This window comes from bacterium, from assembly GCA_035307765.1.
Lineage (GTDB): Bacteria > Sysuimicrobiota > Sysuimicrobiia > Sysuimicrobiales > Segetimicrobiaceae > Segetimicrobium.
On sequence record DATGHU010000044.1, the window covers coordinates 119,325 to 134,845 of the forward strand.

Consider the following 15,521-nt stretch of genomic DNA (forward strand, 5'->3'; position numbering starts at 1 on the left):
GCGGCTCAGGCGGTCCCCACCACGTTCACCTCGACCAAGGCACTGATCTTGGGGTGGATATGAACGGGGATTCGATAGAAGCCTGTGACCTTGATGGGCTCGGGGATCTCCACCTGCTTCTTGGAGATCTCGATCCCCTTACGGAGGATCGCCGCCGCGATGTCCTGGGCCGTCACCGAGCCGAAGAGCCGTCCGCCCTCCCCGGCCTTCGCCGGTACCTCGATCACCAACGCTTCGAGCTGAGCTTTAAGGGCCGCCGTCTGCTGGAGGATCCGGGTGTCGCGCTCTTGCGCCGCCGTCCGGGTCTTCTGGAGATTCTGGAGGTTTGCCTCGGTCGCCAGCGCCGCCAGGCCGCGAGGCAGCAGGAAGTGGTGGGCATACCCCTCTTTCACCTCGCGGATCTCGCCCGTCCGGCCGAGCGAGGGCACGTCCTGAAGGAGGATGACCTTCACTGCGGATGGGCCGCCTTCGCCTGGGGTGGGGTCTCTGCGGGCGGCAGGGACGTCTCGACGCGGGTGTCCGGGCCTTCGCAGTGGGGTGACCGCGCGAGATGGCGATAGTCATGCCACGTATCGAGGATGCCGACCATCGCCAGCGCGAGTTGCGGCAGGAGCCCCGCGGTAAAGAGCAGCACCAGGACCAGGATCTGTGCGATCCGGGGGATCTGTCGGGTGTTCATCCAGGTGATCCCCACCAGCGCTCCTTGAAAGCCGAAGACGAACAGCGTAAGGATCATGGCGTTCCACACCGCACCGTTGAGCGCCGCGACCCAATGGCTGGCCACCGACAAAGCGCAGAAGGTCCAGAGCATCGCCGCGGCGAGCGGCGCCGACAGGCGCCAGGTGAGGATGGCGGGGACCCCCGGGATCTCGTGGCCGATCCGGCGGAGAACCGACCGAGCCAGCGCGTAGCATAGGTAGGCCCAGAGGAGCGCCCCTAGGGCCAGCATGACCGGGAGGAGCGTCCGGATCAGTTGAGGGAAGGCCGCGGGATCACAGTGGTGCTCGCCGCACGTGGCATCGACGAGGGCGCGCAGCTGCTCGACCTGCTGCGGCGGGGCGCCCAGGCGCTGTTGAAGGGAGACCGCCATCTGCATGCCCTGCACCTGGGTCTGGATGAACTGGTCGAGCACGTCTTGGTGGAGCACGGTCATCGTCAACCCCACCGCTGCGATTGACGACGCGAGAAACGCCGCCGCCCCGACGAGCACGGTCAGTTGTGCGCCGATCCTGCGTCGCACCCCCCAACCCAGCGCCAGCCCGAGCGGCGCGAAAACGCCCGTGATGGAGAGGGCGTTGAGCGGGCCGACGAACTGCAGCAGGATCAGGCCGGCGACGACCGCGGCGAGCACCGCGGTCCGGAGCCCCCAGCGAATCACGAGCAGCATGACCGGGATGGGCGCGAGGAGGACGCCGACGAATGGCGCGACCAGACCGACCGCTGCCGCGACCGCGCTCAGCGCAGCAAGGATGGCGCCCTCGGTCAGCCCGCGAGTCGGGCGACGTCCCGCAGGCGTACCCAACACGGCTCTCACCGGATGATCCCACGCCCCGAAGAGCGGGACGCGTGGCGGCTATTCGCCCGTGTAGGGAAGGAGGGCGAGCTCGCGGGCCCGCTTGATCGCGACCGCCAACACACGCTGGTGCCGGGCGCAGTTCCCCGAGACCCGCCGCGGTAGGATCTTGCCGCGCTCGGTAACGAACCGGCGCAGTCGCGGAATATCTTTGTAGTCAATGTGCGTGGCTTTTTCCGTGCAGAATGAGCAGACTTTGCGCTTCGGTCGGCGCCGGTAATCGCGGCGCGGTCGTGCGTCTTTGTCCCTTCCCTCTGGCATGCGTGTCCTCCCGTACTTGCCGGATCGCCCCTAATCGCTGCTGCGCCTGGGCGCTAAAATGGCACGTCCTCGTCCGTACCGCCCTGGGCGGGTTCGTCCGTGGCGCTCTGCGCCACCGCCGGGGCGGCGGTCTCCGCGGTGCTCGGCCGGCCGCGGTCCAAAAACCTCACGCCGTCCGCGACGACCTCGGCGACCTTGCGCTTCTGGCCGTCCTGCGTTTCGTAGGAGCGGATCTGGAGCCGGCCCTCGACGGCCACCATTCGGCCCTTGGCCATATACTGACTCACCTGCTCGGCCAGCTTTCGCCACGCGACGATGTCGATGAAGTCCGTTTCGCGATTCCCCTGCTGGTCCCGGAACGGTCGGTCCACCGCCAGCGTGAAACTGGCGACCGGGGCGCCACTCGGTACGTAGCGGAGCTCGGGATCGCGCGTGAGCCGCCCGATCAGGATGATCCGGTTATACATGTGGGGTGTCCGGCGAAGGGACCGAAGCCGGAGCGCTCGGCGAAGTCGGTGCCGCGGCAGGGGCGGCTGTTGGCACGGGGGCGGCTGCCGGCGTCGGGGTCGGCGCCGCCGCGGGGGCGGGCGCCGCCGGGGTCGGCTTGGGGTGATGCGCGGAGAAGGCGAACCTGAGCACGTCCTCGTGCAGCCCAAGTGTTTGCCGGAGCGTTCCAATTCGATCCGCATCGAGCGAGAATACGAACAACGCGTAGAAGCCGTCGCGGTGTTTCTTGATGGGATAGGCGAGCCTGCGCTTGCCCCAGCGGTCGAGGCTGACGAGCGTGCCCCCGTGTTCGGCGACCCGTTGGCTCACCCGCTCCAGGGCGGCGCCCAACCCCTCTTCATCGAGGTCGGGTCGAAGAACAGCGACGATCTCGTAAGTGCCCACTTGGCACGCTCCCTTCCTCTGGACTGCAACCGGGACTCCTCGGTCCCGATTGGGACCATGCTCCCGGGCGGCCCTTCGCGGTGGTCCTCGGCGCGGTGCTTCCGGGGGTCACGCAGGGCAGGAAGGATCCGATCGCGCGGCGCGACCGTTTCCATCTTCAGTTCGCTGCGAACGCACAAATTGTACCATGCGCGGGAGGGGTTCACAAGGGAAATTGGCGATGCGGGCGGCCCGGCGCATGCGCTACACGGCGAATCGAAACGTCACAATGTCTCCGTCCTGGATTTCGTAGTCCCTGCCCTCGAGACGGACCATCCCGCGCTCACGAGCGGCAGCGACCGATCCGAGCGCGGAGAGATCCCGATAGGCGACGACTTCAGCCCTGATGAACCCCCGCTCCATATCGGTATGGATGCGTCCCGCCGCTGCGGGGGCGCGCGTGCCGGCCGGCACGTGCCAGGCTCGGACCTCGCTCGAGGCGATCGAGAAGAAAGTGCAGAGGTCGAGGAGCGACTCGCACGCCCGGATCAGCCGCGGGAGGCCGCGCTCGTTGAGCCCGACCGCAGCAAGGAACTCGGCCGCCTCCGCCTCCGGCAGATCGGCGAGCTCCAGTTCGAGTTTGGCGCACAGGCCCAGGGCCACAGCGCCCGCGTCCGCAGCGTGGCGGGAGATCGCGTCCAGACACGGACTGTTCGCCACCTCTCCCTCATCGAGGTTGGCGACGTAGAGGACGGGGCGCCCGGTCAGGAGGCGCAGCGGGCCGGCCGCCCGCGCCATCGACTCGTCCCCCGCGGGTCGGGAGACGATCTTGGCGGCCCGTCCCGCGGCGAGGTGTGCCTCGAGTTGCGAGAGGGCGGCGTCCGCCTGCCGCGCCGCCCGGTCGCCCGTGCGCGCCCGGGGAATCGCCTCCGCGCGGGCACGCTCGACGGTGGCCAGATCGGCCAGCAGGAGTTCGGTCTCCACGATGCCGATGTCGCGGAGGGGGTCCACCCCGACTTCCACGTGGCCCACATCTCCTCGGAAGCAGCGGACGACGTGGAGGAGGGCGTCGACCTCCCGGATCCGGCCCAAGAATTGATTCCCCAGGCCCTCCCCCTTGTGCGCGTTTCGGACGAGGCCCGCGATGTCGACCAGTTCCAGCGTCGCCGGCACCACCCGCTTGGGGTGGGTGATCTCCGCGATCGCCTCGAGGCGAGGATCGGGGACCCGGACCACGCCGACGTTTGGGGTGATCGTGGTAAACGCGTAGGGGGCGATCTCCGCCTGGGCGGCGGTGATCGCGCGAAACAATGTGGACTTCCCCGCATTGGGCAGTCCGACAAGACCGCAGGTCAGGGGCACGGCGGGCCTCCCGGTGGACCACTCGGGCCTGCCCCACCGCCGTGGTGGGGAGTCAGTGCCCGACTAGGAGGACTTCGCCAAAGCGACCGCGTTTCCGCCGCCCTCTTTGGCCCGATACATGGAGCGGTCAACGGCCTCGACGAGCGTGTCGGTGCTCTTGCCGTCCGCGGGATATCCGGCGACGCCGAGGCTGAGGGTAACCGAAGCGACCTCGCGGTCGCTGATGAGGGGGGTGCTGTCGACGGCGTTCCGAATGCGCTCGGCGATCTCGGCGGCAATGGGTTTGGTGGTGTGGGGGAGGAGGATCATAAACTCATCCCCGCCGTAGCGGGCCACGAGATCGATCTGGGCGCGGTGTTCCTGGCGGAGGACTTGGGCAACGAGTCGGATGACCTCGTCGCCGCGGAGGTGCCCGTACGTATCGTTGTAGCGCTTGAACTTATCGATCTCGATCATGATGAGGGCGAGGGGGATTCCGTAGCGCATCGAGCGTTCGAGTTCGCGTTCCAGGGCTTGCCAGAAGGCGCGGTAGTTGAGCAACCCGGTGAGGCCATCGGTGGTGGCGAGCGCCTGCGTTTGCTCGTACAGCTGGGCCTTGCCGATGGCGACCGACGCGTACCCGGCGAGGGTGGTGAGAAGATCCAGATCCGCCTGGTTCAACGTCGGCTCTATCGCTTCCACATCGATCACGCCGATGACGTCGTCGTTGCTCACGATGGGCGCGCAGGCTTCCTGTGTCACCCGGGGATCCGTCGCCACATAGTCGGGGTCGCCGGCGACGTCGGTGACCAGAACCGCCTTACCGGTGCGGGCGACTCGTCCAATCACCCCCCGTGTGGTGGGCACGAGATCATCTGCGTTGGTGTAGCCCCGGTGGGCCATCAGCCGGAGGTGCCCGCCGTCCAACAGCCGGACCGTCGCCAGCGCGTAGTTGAGCGTCGTATGCAGTTCTTCAACCAGCGTGTCGAGGAGCTCGGTGGGCCGCAGCGAGCTGGCCACCCGGGTCACCGCTCGGTTCAGCAGCGCAAGCTGATGGGCTTTCCGCTCGGCTTCTTCCAGCAGCTGGACGTTCTGCGCCGTCAAGGCTTTGACGCGGGCCAGCGTTTGCTGCGATTCCTGATAGAGGCGGGCGTTGTTGACCACCAGCGCGGCCTGCGCGGCCAGCAGGGCTACGGCGCGCTCCTGGTGTTCGGTAAAATAGTCGGGGATCGGTTTGGTCGCGGCGAGGATCCCGACAGGTTCGGATCCCGCGAGAAGCGGCACGAAGATGGCGGAACGCACCCGCCCTGACCCGAAGATCTCCGCGCTGCGCGGTGCCCGTCGCGGATCGCGCTCGTAGTTGGCGATTCGCACCGGCCGACGCTGCGCCAATACCCATCCCGTCGCGCCTCGGTCGAGCTCCCCCGGCTCGGGCCTGAGCAGGGCGGGGTCGATCCCTGGGGTGCGGGCTAGGACGACGTCATCCCCGGACGGCCCTCGGAGGATGATCCACAGCATGTCGGGCTTGGTAATCCGCTCCACGTTGTCGGCCAGCCGATTGAGCAGCTCGTCGAGGTCGAGCGTCTGGAGCAGGGCGGTCACCGCGCGGTGCACACCGACGAGTTCGTGCGTGATCTGGGTGCGGGAGGCGTACAAGAGGAGGACGATCTCCGCGATGATCGCGGGGATGAGGACGTACCCGATCTCCGGCGCCCGCGCCCCCGCACCCAAAAACAGGAGGGTGATGACCAGGCCGGATGCTCCGAGCACCGCGGTGGCGCTCACGCGGATCAGCATGTTGCCGGTCAAAATCCGCCAGAACGGTTCCCGGCGATTGACGGCAAGCGAGGCGCTGACCTGGACGGACGTTGCCAGGACGTAGACCACAATGCTTCCGATGACTGCCGGGAGAATGGCCTCGCTGGCCCGCGAAAGATCCGGGAGGCGGAGGGAGGGGGCACCCGACTGGATCATGTTCCACGTCAACCCGGTCAGGAGCACGGTGAGCGTGCGCTGCCCCGCATTGAACGCGGTCTTCTCCAGCGATCGGCGCCGCAGGACGCCGTTGCCGACCGCCATCCCGATCCCCGCGATGAGTGCCGCCGGGCCCGGGCCGATGATCAGGATCGCCGGCAGCGTCACGACGGGGCCGAAGGTCTGATAGCCGGCCTGGGGCAGGGGGATGGACAGCCATTCCATCAGAATGGCCAGGAACGCGAAGATGACGAGGATCCCGGGGGAGCCGAGCGGCGCCCCGCGCAGGGCCTCCAGCAGCGCCATCCCCCCGAAGACCGGCGAGCCCCAGATGATGATCACACGGCCGAGGGTACGTAGGCGGTCTGCCAATTCGGGTGGGCTCCCGGAATGCACGCTGCTGTATTCTGACTCTGTTCAGGAATGTATGCCCCCGTTGAGCGAGGCCTAGACAGGCGGTTCCCGAGGCGGGAGCGGAGGGTGTGCGGCCCCGGACGCCTTGGCGGCTAAGGGGCACACCCGGTGGGAGGCCGGGGCCGGTGGGGCGGGTTAGATTTCGGGCCGGGGCGGGGGGGCTGGCTCCGCCGGGGGGATGTCGGCCTGGCCGCGGCGCACGAACTCCTTGATCCGCCGCTCCAACTTGGGCCGGGGCATCAGAACCCGCCGGCCGCAGCCGAGGCACCGGATGCCGATGTCCGCTCCCAGACGCACGATCTCCCACTGGTCGCTCCCGCAAGGGTGGGTCTTTCGCGTGCGGACAACGTCGCCGAGGTACAGTTTCAGCACCGGCACGGGGTCGTCACCGGATCGACGGGATCAGGGTGTCGGTGGGGGCATAGTCATCCGTCAGCAGGGGGACGTCGCCGGTGTCGATCGGGGCGTCTAACAGGTCGGCCGCGTCTTGGACGATTCCCTCGATCCGGATCCGCCCCGTCCGCGCCGCCGTCTCGGCTTCCGCCAAGACCTCTCGGCGGTTGAGCGGGGGCGCTGCGGTCCCCACCAGGATGATGTTGCGAAGCGATTCCGGCGCGCCGCCGCCCACGGGAAAAACATAGACGCTCGGGAACACCGAGCGAAACGTCTTGTAGATCGCCCGGAACAACCGGCTGTCCGGTCCGCGGACCGCCCCGATCACGTTGCTTGCCACCGCGCCGTGGGGGGTCAACCGGGCGGCGGCCTCCTGGTAGAACTCGCGCGTGGCGAGGTGGAAGGGGATGGTGTCGATGAGGTACGCGTCCAGGATGATGATGTCGTACCGCTCGGTCGCGCGCCGCAGCCAGAGACGACCGTCCATCACATGCACCCGGAGGCGCTCGTCGTCCGGGACGGCGAAGAACCGCCGCGACGTGGCGACGACCGCGGGGTCGAGCTCCACGACCTCGATCATCGCGGTCGGGTAATCGCGGTGAAACCGGCTGGGGGCCGTGCCTCCTCCCATGCCCACAAAAAGCACCCGGTGGAAGCGGGGGGCGAACAGGACGGGAAGATGGAGATAATCGGTGTAGGGGAAGACTGTGCGCAGCGGGGCGTCCCGATCGCGCGCGCTCTGCCAGTAATTGTCCAGCTTGAGGTAGCGGATGGCCCCCTCATCCGACACCGTGATGCGGTGGTACACCGTGTCCTGGGTGAAGACCGTGCCGCTTGCGCTCGGCGGTACGCCCCCCGCGACCGTCAGCAGGCCCGCCGCGACGACCGCGGCGCCTCCGGCGGCGAGTCCCCCGCGGGCCCAAATTACCCCCAGGACGGCCAGCCCCATCTCGGTCATCCCCAGGATTTGGACGATCGTGCGGACCCCGAAGACGGAGATCAGCACGAACGCGGCCAGCAGCGTTCCGGCGATGCTCCCCAGCGTGCTCAGCGCGTAGAGCATCCCCGCGACGTTTCCCACCCCTTCAACCGACTGGGCCTTGAGCCGGACCGCGTACGGCGAGACCGTGGCCATCAGCGCGGCGGGGATGAAGAAGAGCGCCGCGCTGCCGAGCAGGGGGTTGCCGCGGGGCCCGTAGTCGTGGGCCGCGATCTGGCCGAGGACCGCGCCCGCGAAGTGTGGGATCGGGAATGTCGCCGCCCCCGCGGCGAAGACGAGCGCCAGGAACGGGCCCCGATGCGGCCACCGTGTGCTGATCCGGCCGCCGAGAAAGTACCCGAGGCTGAGCGCGGCGAGGAAGACCCCGATCAGGCTGCCCCAGACGTACACCGAGTTCCCGAAGTAGGGGGCGATGATCCGACTCGCGACGATCTCAAGGGCGAGGAGGATCCCCCCGCTGATGAAGACGATCAGCTCAAGGATGATCCGGCCCCTCTCCCCCGCCGCACCGGGGCCGCGGCGGCGCCGCGCACCACGATCTCGCCGGCCTTCGCCTCGACGACGACCGTCTCCCCCTCTCGGATCTCGCCGGCCAGGAGGGCGCGGCTGATCGCGTTCTCCACGGTGCGCTGGATGAGCCGTCGCAGCGGGCGCGCGCCGAAGTCGGGACTGTAGCCCTCGCGGGCCAGGTAGGCTTTCGCCTCCTTTGTGACTTCAAGCTGCACTCGGCGCTCGGCGAGGCGCGCCGCCAAGGCGCCCAACTGCAGGTCCACGATCCGCACGAGATCCTCGCGGCTCAGCGGACGGAAGACGATGATCTCATCGATCCGGTTCAGAAACTCGGGTCGAAGCGTCCGCCGGAGTTCCTCCTGGATCTGCACCCGCACCAGCTCGAACGCCGGCTGGTCCGCCGGGTCCAGATTGCGGAGGTACTGGCTGCCGAGGTTGCTGGTCATGATGATGATCGTATGGCGGAAGTCGACGGTGCGCCCTTGTCCGTCGGTCAGCCGTCCGTCCTCGAGGATCTGCAGCAGCACGTTGAAGACGTCGGCGTGGGCCTTCTCGATTTCGTCAAAGAGGACCACGCGGTAGGGGCGGCGGCGCACCGCTTCGGTGAGCTGGCCGCCCTCATCGTACCCGATGTAGCCAGGCGGGGCGCCGATGAGCCGGCTGGTGGTATGCTTCTCCATGTACTCGGACATGTCGAGGCGTACCATCGCCTCCTCGTCGTCGAAGAGCAGGGCGGCGAGCGCCCGGGCCAGCTCGGTCTTGCCGACCCCGGTCGGGCCGAGGAAGAGGAACGACCCCACGGGGCGCTTCGGATCGGCCAGGCCCGCCCGGGACCGGCGGATCGCGTCCGCCACGGCCCGGACCGCGTCGTCCTGCCCGACCAACCGCTCGTGCAGCCGGTCCTCGAGGTGGAGGAGCTTCTGCATCTCGCCCTCCATGAGGCGCGTCACGGGGATTCCGGTCCAGCGGCTGACGACGTCGGCGACATCCTCCGAGTCGACCTCCTCTTTGAGGAGCCGGCCCTCGCCCAGGGACTCCAGGCGGGTCTGCGCGGCGTTGAGCTGCTGCTCCAGGTCGCGGAGCGTCCCGTAGCGAAGCCGGGCGACGCGCTCGAGGTCGGCCGCCCGCTCCGCCTTCTCGATTTCCCCGCGGGTCTCATCGATCTTCGTCCGGGTGGCCCTGAGCTCGGCGATCACCGCTTTCTCCCGGTCCCACCGCGTCCGCAGGGCCTGGCTCTGCTCCTTCAGGTTTGCGATCTCGCGCTCGATCCGGTCCAGCCGCTCACGGGAGGCCGGATCGGTCTCCTTGCGCAGCGCTTCCCGCTCGATCTCGAGCTGCATGATCCGACGGTCCGCCTCATCAAGCGGGGCGGGCTTGCTGTCGATCTCCATCCGCAGTCGACTCGCCGCCTCGTCGATCAGATCGATGGCCTTGTCGGGCAGAAAGCGATCGCTGATGTACCGGTCCGAGAGGGTGGCCGCCGCGATCACCGCGTTGTCGGTGATCCGAACGCCGTGGTGGACCTCGTACTTTTCCTTGAGGCCCCGCAGGATCGAGATCGTCTCCTCGACGCTGGGCTCCCCCACCATGACGGGCTGAAACCGGCGTTCGAGCGCCGGGTCCTTCTCGATGTGCTTGCGGTACTCGTCGAGCGTCGTCGCGCCGATCGCGTGCAGCTCACCCCGCGCGAGCATGGGCTTGAGCATGTTGCTGGCGTCCATCGCCCCTTCCGCTGCGCCGGCGCCCACGACCGTGTGCAGTTCGTCGATGAACAGAATGACCTCCCCCGCCGACTCGGCGATCTCGCGCAATACCGCCTTGAGGCGGTCCTCGAACTCTCCGCGGAACTTCGTTCCTGCGATGAGCGCGCCAAGATCAAGCGCCACCACCCGCTTGCGGCGGAGTCCCTCGGGGACGTCGCCGCGCACGATCCGTTGAGCCAGCCCTTCCACGATCGCGGTCTTGCCGACCCCGGGGTCCCCGATGAGCACGGGGTTGTTCTTGGTCCGGCGGGCGAGTACCTGAACGACGCGGCGGACTTCCTCGTCGCGGCCGATGACCGGGTCGAGCTTGCCCTCCCGGGCCATCTGGGTGAGGTCCCGCCCGTACCGCTCCAGCGCCTGATACTTGGATTCCGGTGACGCGTCGGTGACCCGCTGGCCGCCGCGGATCGTCTGCAGCGCGGCGTAGAGCTTTTCCCGATCGACGCCGGAGGCGGCGAGGAGACGGCCCGCGGCCGTGCCGCGGTCGCTGGCGACGGCGAGCAGGAGATGTTCGGTGCTGACGTACTCATCTTTGAGGCGCTGGGCTTCTGCCTGAGCGGTCTCCAGCGCCCGCCGGAAGCCCGGGCCGGCCGCCGGCTCCTCGGGTCCGTAGACTTTGGGCTGCCGCGCGAGCGCCTGCTCGAGCTGGTTCCGCAGCGCCTCGACGCCCACGCCGATCCGGCCGAGCACGGAGACGGGGATCCCGTCGGGCTGGCTGAGGAGCGCGAGGAGGAGATCCTCCGCTTCCAGCTGGCCGTGGTGCTGTTCTTTGGCCAGCGTTTGAGCCTGGACGATCGCCTCTTGTGCCTTCTCCGTGAACCGGTCAAACCGCATCGCCATCGGCGTACCCTCGTCGTCTATGAATTGGCACGGACCTCGTGCAGCCGCCGCATCTCCTCCAGCAGTTCGCGATCGCGCGGGGAGAGTGGCTCGGGTAGCGAGAGGCGGACCTTGACCAGTTCGTCACCCGCCCCCGTTCCCCGCAGGTGAGGCAGCCCCCGCTCCCGGAGCCGGAACGTTCGAGCATCCCGGGTCCCCGGAGGGATCGTCACCGTCACGGGCCCGCCAAGTGTCGGCGCTTCGATGGTTCCACCGAGCGCCGCCGTCCATACCGGGACGGCCACCTCGCACAGCACGTCGTCGTCTTGGCGCGTGAAGGTCGGATGCTGGGCGATCTGCACCAAGAGATACAGATCACCGCCCTGCCCCTGACCTGCCACACGGATGCGCTGGCCGCTTCGCACGCCCTTGGGGATCGTGACCTCGATGCTGCGGTGCTCTCGCCCGCCGCCCGCGGGGATCGTGACGGTGCGCGCCGTGCCGCGGTAGGCGTCCTCCAAGGTGATCTCGACCGTGCCCTCCACGTCCTGGCCGCCGGTCTGCGGACCGGCCCCTCCCCCGCGGCGGCGGGCGAATTCCTCACCCCGGACCCCGCCCCGCCTCGAGCGCCCCTGGCCGCCGCGGCCAAGGTGCTCCGCGAGCCCCCCGCCCCCAAACTCCCCAAAGAGTTGCCGGAAAAAGTCGCTGAAGGACCCGAGGTCCTCAGGGGAGCCGTACACGGTATAGGTCCCGTCGCCCGACGATCCCCTTCCGCGGTGCAGCAGGTCTTCCCATCCGCCCCCCCGCTGCCGGAGGTCGAGGAGTTGATCGTACTTCGCCCGGCGCTCGGGATCATTCAGGACTTGATAGGCTTCGTTCACTTCTTTGAAGCGCGCCTCCGCCTGTTTGTCCCCCGGATTGACGTCCGGGTGGAGCCGGCGCGCCAGCTTTCGAAAGGCCTGACTGATCGCCTTTTGGTCGGCGGTGCGTTCGACCTCGAGGATGTTGTAGTAGTCCTTGAACTCCATCGCGTTCGTCTGCTCCGCCCGTCGTTCTCGGCCGCTACGGCGCGGGGCGCTCACTCCCGCCGACCACGGTGACCTTCGCCGGCCTGAGGATGTCGTCGTTGAGCAGGTAGCCTTTGAGGACCTCATTCGCCACCGTCCCGCTGGAGGGGCCGGAGGCCTGCGGCGGGACGACCCCCACCGCCTCGTGGAACTTCGGGTCGAACGGCCTGCCCACCGCCTCCATGGGGCGGACGCCCACGGCCTCGAGCTGGCTCAGGATCTGACGATGGGTCATCCGCAGGCCATCGACCAGCGCCTTGCCGGATCCCCCCCCTACGTCGCCGAATGCCAGCGCCCGCTCGAGGTTGTCGAGCACCCCCAGCACCAAGCTGAGCATCTGCCGACGAGTCCGCTCCACCGCGTCCTGCCGGTCCCTCGCGGCCTGCTTCTTATAGTTTTCCAGATCGGCGGCGGAGTGGAGGAAGTGCTGCCAGTTCCTCTGGGTATCCTCCCGCGCCTGCCGGAGCTTTGCCCTGAGTTCGTCGATCGTGAGGTCCTCCGGGCCGTCCGCGCTGAGCGCGCCGGAGTCCGCCGGTTGGCGGTGTTCCCCCGCCTCGCCCGCCGCTTCGTCCCCCTCTGGACGCTCGCCTCCGTGTTCCGTGCTCATCTTCACACCTCGGTCTGCTCGCGCCTTGCTGTGTCCGTGGCGGACCGCTAGGCTTTGTCGGACGGTTTGAACTCGGCGTCGATGACGTCCTCGCTCCCCTTGCTGCCGTCGGCGGACTCCGCCTTCGCCTCACCGGCGCCCGCCCCCGCGGTGGTGCGCTTATACATCTCCTCGCCGAGCTTGTAGCTGGCCTGTTGGAGGCCCTCGGTAGAGCGCTTGATCCGCTCGCCGTCGCCGGACTTCAGCGCTTCCTTGAGCTCGGCGAGCGAAGCTTCGACCTTTGCCCGATCCTCCGCGGAAACTTTGTCGCCGACCTCTTTGAGCATTCGCTCGGTCTGGTAGGCCAGGCTGTCCCCGCGGTTCTTGATCTCTGCGGCGTCGCGCTGCTTCTGATCTTCGGTCGCGTGCGCTTCCGCCTCCTTGACCAGTCGATCCACTTCCCCTTTGTCCAGCGTGCCCGTCCCGGTGATCTTGATCGACTGCTCGCGACTGGTGGCCTTGTCCTTGGCCGCGACGCTGAGGATCCCATTCGCGTCGATGTCGAACGTGACCTCGATCTGCGGCACGCCGCGGGGGGCGGGTGGGATGCCGTCGAGCAGAAACTTGCCCAGCGTGCGGTTGTCGCGAGCCATCGGCCGCTCCCCCTGCAGGACGTGGACGTCGACCGCCGTCTGTCCATCCTCCGCCGTGCTGAACGACTCCGCCTTGCGCGTGGGGATCGTCGTGTTCCGCGGAATGAGGATCGTGTTCACCCCACCAAGCGTCTCGATGCCCAGCGAGAGCGGCGTGACGTCGAGGAGCACGACCTCCCGCACCTCGCCGGCGAGGACGCCGGCCTGGATCGCCGCCCCCATGGCGACGACCTCGTCCGGGTGAACCTCCTTGTTGGGCTCCGTGCCGGTCAACCGGCGGACCAGTTCCTGGACACTCGGCATCCGCGTCGCGCCGCCGACCAGGATCACCTCGTTGAGGTCCCGCTCGGTCAGTTTCGCGTCGCCCAGCGCCTGCTTGAAGGGGCCGATGCAGCGCTCCACCAGGTCGGCCGTCAACTCATCGAACTTCGCCCGGCTCAGCACCATATCCAGGTGCTTGGGGCCGGTGGCGTCCGCCGTAATGAACGGGAGGTTGATCGAGGTTTGAACGACCGTGCTGAGCTCGATCTTCGCCCGCTCCGCTGCTTCACGCAACCGTTGGAGGGCCTGGCGGTCCGCTCGGAGATCGATCCCCTGCTGCTTCTTGAACTCGTCGGCCAGCCAGTTGACGATCCGCTCGTCGAAATCGTCCCCGCCGAGATGGGTGTCGCCGTTCGTGGCTTTGACCTCGTAGACGCCGTCCCCGATCTCGAGGATCGAGACGTCGAAGGTTCCGCCGCCGAGATCAAACACGAGGATCGTTTTGGCGTGTTTCTGCTCCAGCGCGCGCCCGTAGGCGAGGGATGACGCCGTCGGCTCGTTGATGATCCGCAAAACCTTGAGGCCGGCGATCTCCCCGGCGTTGCGGGTGGCGGTGCGCTGTGCATCGTTAAAGTAGGCAGGAACGGTGATCACCGCCTGCTCGACCTTTTCGCCGAGGTAGGCTTCCGCGTCGGTCTTGAGCTTTTGCAGGATCATCGCGGAGATCTCTTCGGGCGTGAACGTCTTTCCCGCCGCCGGGATGTGAACGACGGCCGTCCCGGTTTTCCCTTCCTCGACCTTGTACGGCACGATCTTCCGCTCGCTCTCCACCTCGCTGAAACGCCGTCCCATGAACCGCTTGATGGAGTAGACGGTGTTCTCCGGGTTGAGGATCGCCTGCCGGCGGGCCATCTGACCGACCAGTCGCTCCCCGGCTTTGGTGAAGCCAACCACAGACGGCGTGAGGCGGCTCCCTTCGGAGTTGGGGATCACGGTCGGCTCGCCGCCGATCATCACCGCGATGACAGAGTTGGTCGTCCCTAGATCGATTCCCACAACCTTCGGCATACCCGTTCCTCCCGGCGGCGGCCTGGCGCCGCGTCACGGTGTCGGCCGGCGCCCGGGGATGAGCCCGAGCGCCGGCGCGCGGTTCCTAGCCGACCTGCACCTTCACCGACGTCGGTTTCACCCGCTCCGACTTGGGGATCTTCACCTCGAGCACTCCATCCCGGTAAGTCGCCTTGGCGTCGCCGCTGTTCACCTCGGTCAGGAGCGGCAGCGTGCGCATAAACGTCCCGGTCCGTAGTTCGCGCCGAACGTAGTTGCGCCCCTTGTGCTCTTCCTCGGTCTTGGTTTGTCCTCTCAGCGTAACGGCGTCGTTCGTGACCGTGATGTCGACCTGGGTGGGGTCGATGTTGGGGAGTTCCGCCCGGACGACGATCTCACCGTCGGTTTCAAACATTTCGACCGCCGGCTCCCACGCGGGCGTGCCGTCCCGGGGCAGTCCCCCACCGAAGGCATCGTCGAGCAAGCGATCCACCGATCGACTCAGGGGTCCACACATCCTGGAAAGGATCCCACCGCACGATATTCATCGCCTCTTCCCTCCTTCTTGCTCTCCTCGATTAGTCTTGCCCGGCTTGCTCTCGTGTTCGCTCTCAGGCCACTCAAACAACTCCCCGTCGCTGTAGACCCAGGTAAACTCCTCGTGATAATGCTCCTGGATCTCCAGGATCATCCGGACCCCGGCGAGGTTCAGTCCCTTCTCCTCGGTGAGGAAGCGGATCATCCGCACCCGGTGAATGTCCCGCGCCGAGTACAGGCGGATCCGCCGCCGCCGCGTCGGCGACAGCAGCCCCCGCTCCTCATAGATCCGCAGCGTTCGCGGGTGGCATCCGATTAACTCGGCCGCCACGCTGATCACGTAGACCGGGGTGTCCGGCTCGAGCTTCTTCACGGCTTACCTCTCCGCTGCGACTAAAGCGAGTATAACAAACCGGCTCATGGCATGTCAAGATAGTTGACAACATCATTGT

Annotated in this window: 15 protein-coding genes; all 15 read right to left on the reverse strand. The window is 67.7% G+C overall.

From position 1 onward, the window contains the following. Positions 1–5 precede the first annotated feature (5 nt). Positions 6–452, reverse strand: coding sequence for a 50S ribosomal protein L9 (rplI, locus tag VKV57_15250; GenBank protein HLW61258.1), 447 nt, complete (start codon positions 450–452; stop codon positions 6–8). Further along, positions 449–1,534, reverse strand: coding sequence for a DUF2232 domain-containing protein (locus VKV57_15255; protein HLW61259.1), 1,086 nt, complete (start codon positions 1,532–1,534; stop codon positions 449–451). Before VKV57_15255 ends, rplI begins: the two co-directional genes overlap by 4 nt. A 39-nt stretch (positions 1,535–1,573) precedes the next feature. After that, positions 1,574–1,834 (reverse strand): 30S ribosomal protein S18, encoded by a 261-nt coding sequence (gene rpsR / locus VKV57_15260; protein ID HLW61260.1) that lies wholly within the window; start codon positions 1,832–1,834, stop codon positions 1,574–1,576. Positions 1,835–1,887: 53 nt separating this feature from the next. Next, positions 1,888–2,301 carry a single-stranded DNA-binding protein gene (gene ssb / locus VKV57_15265; GenBank protein HLW61261.1) on the reverse strand — a complete coding sequence of 138 codons (414 nt, stop codon included), beginning with the start codon at positions 2,299–2,301 and terminating at the stop codon, positions 1,888–1,890. Next, the gene (gene rpsF / locus VKV57_15270; GenBank protein ID HLW61262.1) at positions 2,294–2,725 is read right to left on the reverse strand and encodes a 30S ribosomal protein S6; all 432 of its coding nucleotides are present in this window, start codon (positions 2,723–2,725) and stop codon (positions 2,294–2,296) included. The genes ssb and rpsF overlap by 8 nt, the downstream gene beginning before the upstream one ends. Before the next feature lie 243 nt (positions 2,726–2,968). Further along, entirely contained in the window at positions 2,969–4,066 is a 1,098-nt protein-coding gene (gene ychF, locus VKV57_15275; GenBank protein HLW61263.1) for a redox-regulated ATPase YchF, read from the reverse strand. A 63-nt stretch (positions 4,067–4,129) separates the two neighbouring features. Then, entirely contained in the window at positions 4,130–6,391 is a 2,262-nt protein-coding gene (locus tag VKV57_15280) for a diguanylate cyclase (protein HLW61264.1), read from the reverse strand. A 177-nt stretch (positions 6,392–6,568) separates the two neighbouring features. Then, positions 6,569–6,811, reverse strand: coding sequence for a DUF951 domain-containing protein (locus VKV57_15285; GenBank protein HLW61265.1), 243 nt, complete (start codon positions 6,809–6,811; stop codon positions 6,569–6,571). Positions 6,812–6,818: 7 nt separating this feature from the next. Continuing rightward, positions 6,819–8,312 carry a fused MFS/spermidine synthase gene (locus tag VKV57_15290; protein ID HLW61266.1) on the reverse strand — a complete coding sequence of 498 codons (1,494 nt, stop codon included), beginning with the start codon at positions 8,310–8,312 and terminating at the stop codon, positions 6,819–6,821. Then, entirely contained in the window at positions 8,297–10,933 is a 2,637-nt protein-coding gene (gene clpB, locus VKV57_15295) for an ATP-dependent chaperone ClpB (GenBank protein HLW61267.1), read from the reverse strand. Before clpB ends, VKV57_15290 begins: the two co-directional genes overlap by 16 nt. 23 nt (positions 10,934–10,956) lie before the next feature. Continuing rightward, positions 10,957–11,946, reverse strand: a complete 990-nt coding sequence (locus VKV57_15300; GenBank protein ID HLW61268.1) for a DnaJ C-terminal domain-containing protein — start codon at positions 11,944–11,946, stop codon at positions 10,957–10,959. Positions 11,947–11,980: 34 nt separating this feature from the next. Then, on the reverse strand, positions 11,981–12,592 hold the full coding sequence (locus VKV57_15305; GenBank protein ID HLW61269.1) for a nucleotide exchange factor GrpE: 612 nt from the start codon (positions 12,590–12,592) through the stop codon (positions 11,981–11,983). Positions 12,593–12,639: 47 nt separating this feature from the next. Next, positions 12,640–14,553: a molecular chaperone DnaK gene (gene dnaK / locus VKV57_15310; protein ID HLW61270.1), complete on the reverse strand. Its 1,914-nt coding sequence runs from the start codon at positions 14,551–14,553 to the stop codon at positions 12,640–12,642. An 85-nt stretch (positions 14,554–14,638) separates the two neighbouring features. Then, positions 14,639–15,025 (reverse strand): Hsp20/alpha crystallin family protein, encoded by a 387-nt coding sequence (locus VKV57_15315; protein ID HLW61271.1) that lies wholly within the window; start codon positions 15,023–15,025, stop codon positions 14,639–14,641. A gap of 51 nt (positions 15,026–15,076) precedes the next feature. Next, the gene (locus tag VKV57_15320; GenBank protein ID HLW61272.1) at positions 15,077–15,442 is read right to left on the reverse strand and encodes a MerR family transcriptional regulator; all 366 of its coding nucleotides are present in this window, start codon (positions 15,440–15,442) and stop codon (positions 15,077–15,079) included. Between the last annotated feature and the right edge of the window lie 79 nt (positions 15,443–15,521).

What these genes read in the sequence shown, in the direction of transcription:
- rpsR (HLW61260.1), bottom strand. Translation starts at nt 1,834, where the DNA reads ATGCCAGAGGGAAGGGACAAAGACGCACGACCGCGCCGCGATTACCGG.
- ssb (HLW61261.1), bottom strand. Translation starts at nt 2,301, where the DNA reads ATGTATAACCGGATCATCCTGATCGGGCGGCTCACGCGCGATCCCGAG.
- clpB (HLW61267.1), bottom strand. Translation starts at nt 10,933, where the DNA reads ATGCGGTTTGACCGGTTCACGGAGAAGGCACAAGAGGCGATCGTCCAG.
- VKV57_15300 (HLW61268.1), bottom strand. Translation starts at nt 11,946, where the DNA reads ATGGAGTTCAAGGACTACTACAACATCCTCGAGGTCGAACGCACCGCC.
- VKV57_15305 (HLW61269.1), bottom strand. Translation starts at nt 12,592, where the DNA reads ATGAGCACGGAACACGGAGGCGAGCGTCCAGAGGGGGACGAAGCGGCG.
- dnaK (HLW61270.1), bottom strand. Translation starts at nt 14,553, where the DNA reads ATGCCGAAGGTTGTGGGAATCGATCTAGGGACGACCAACTCTGTCATC.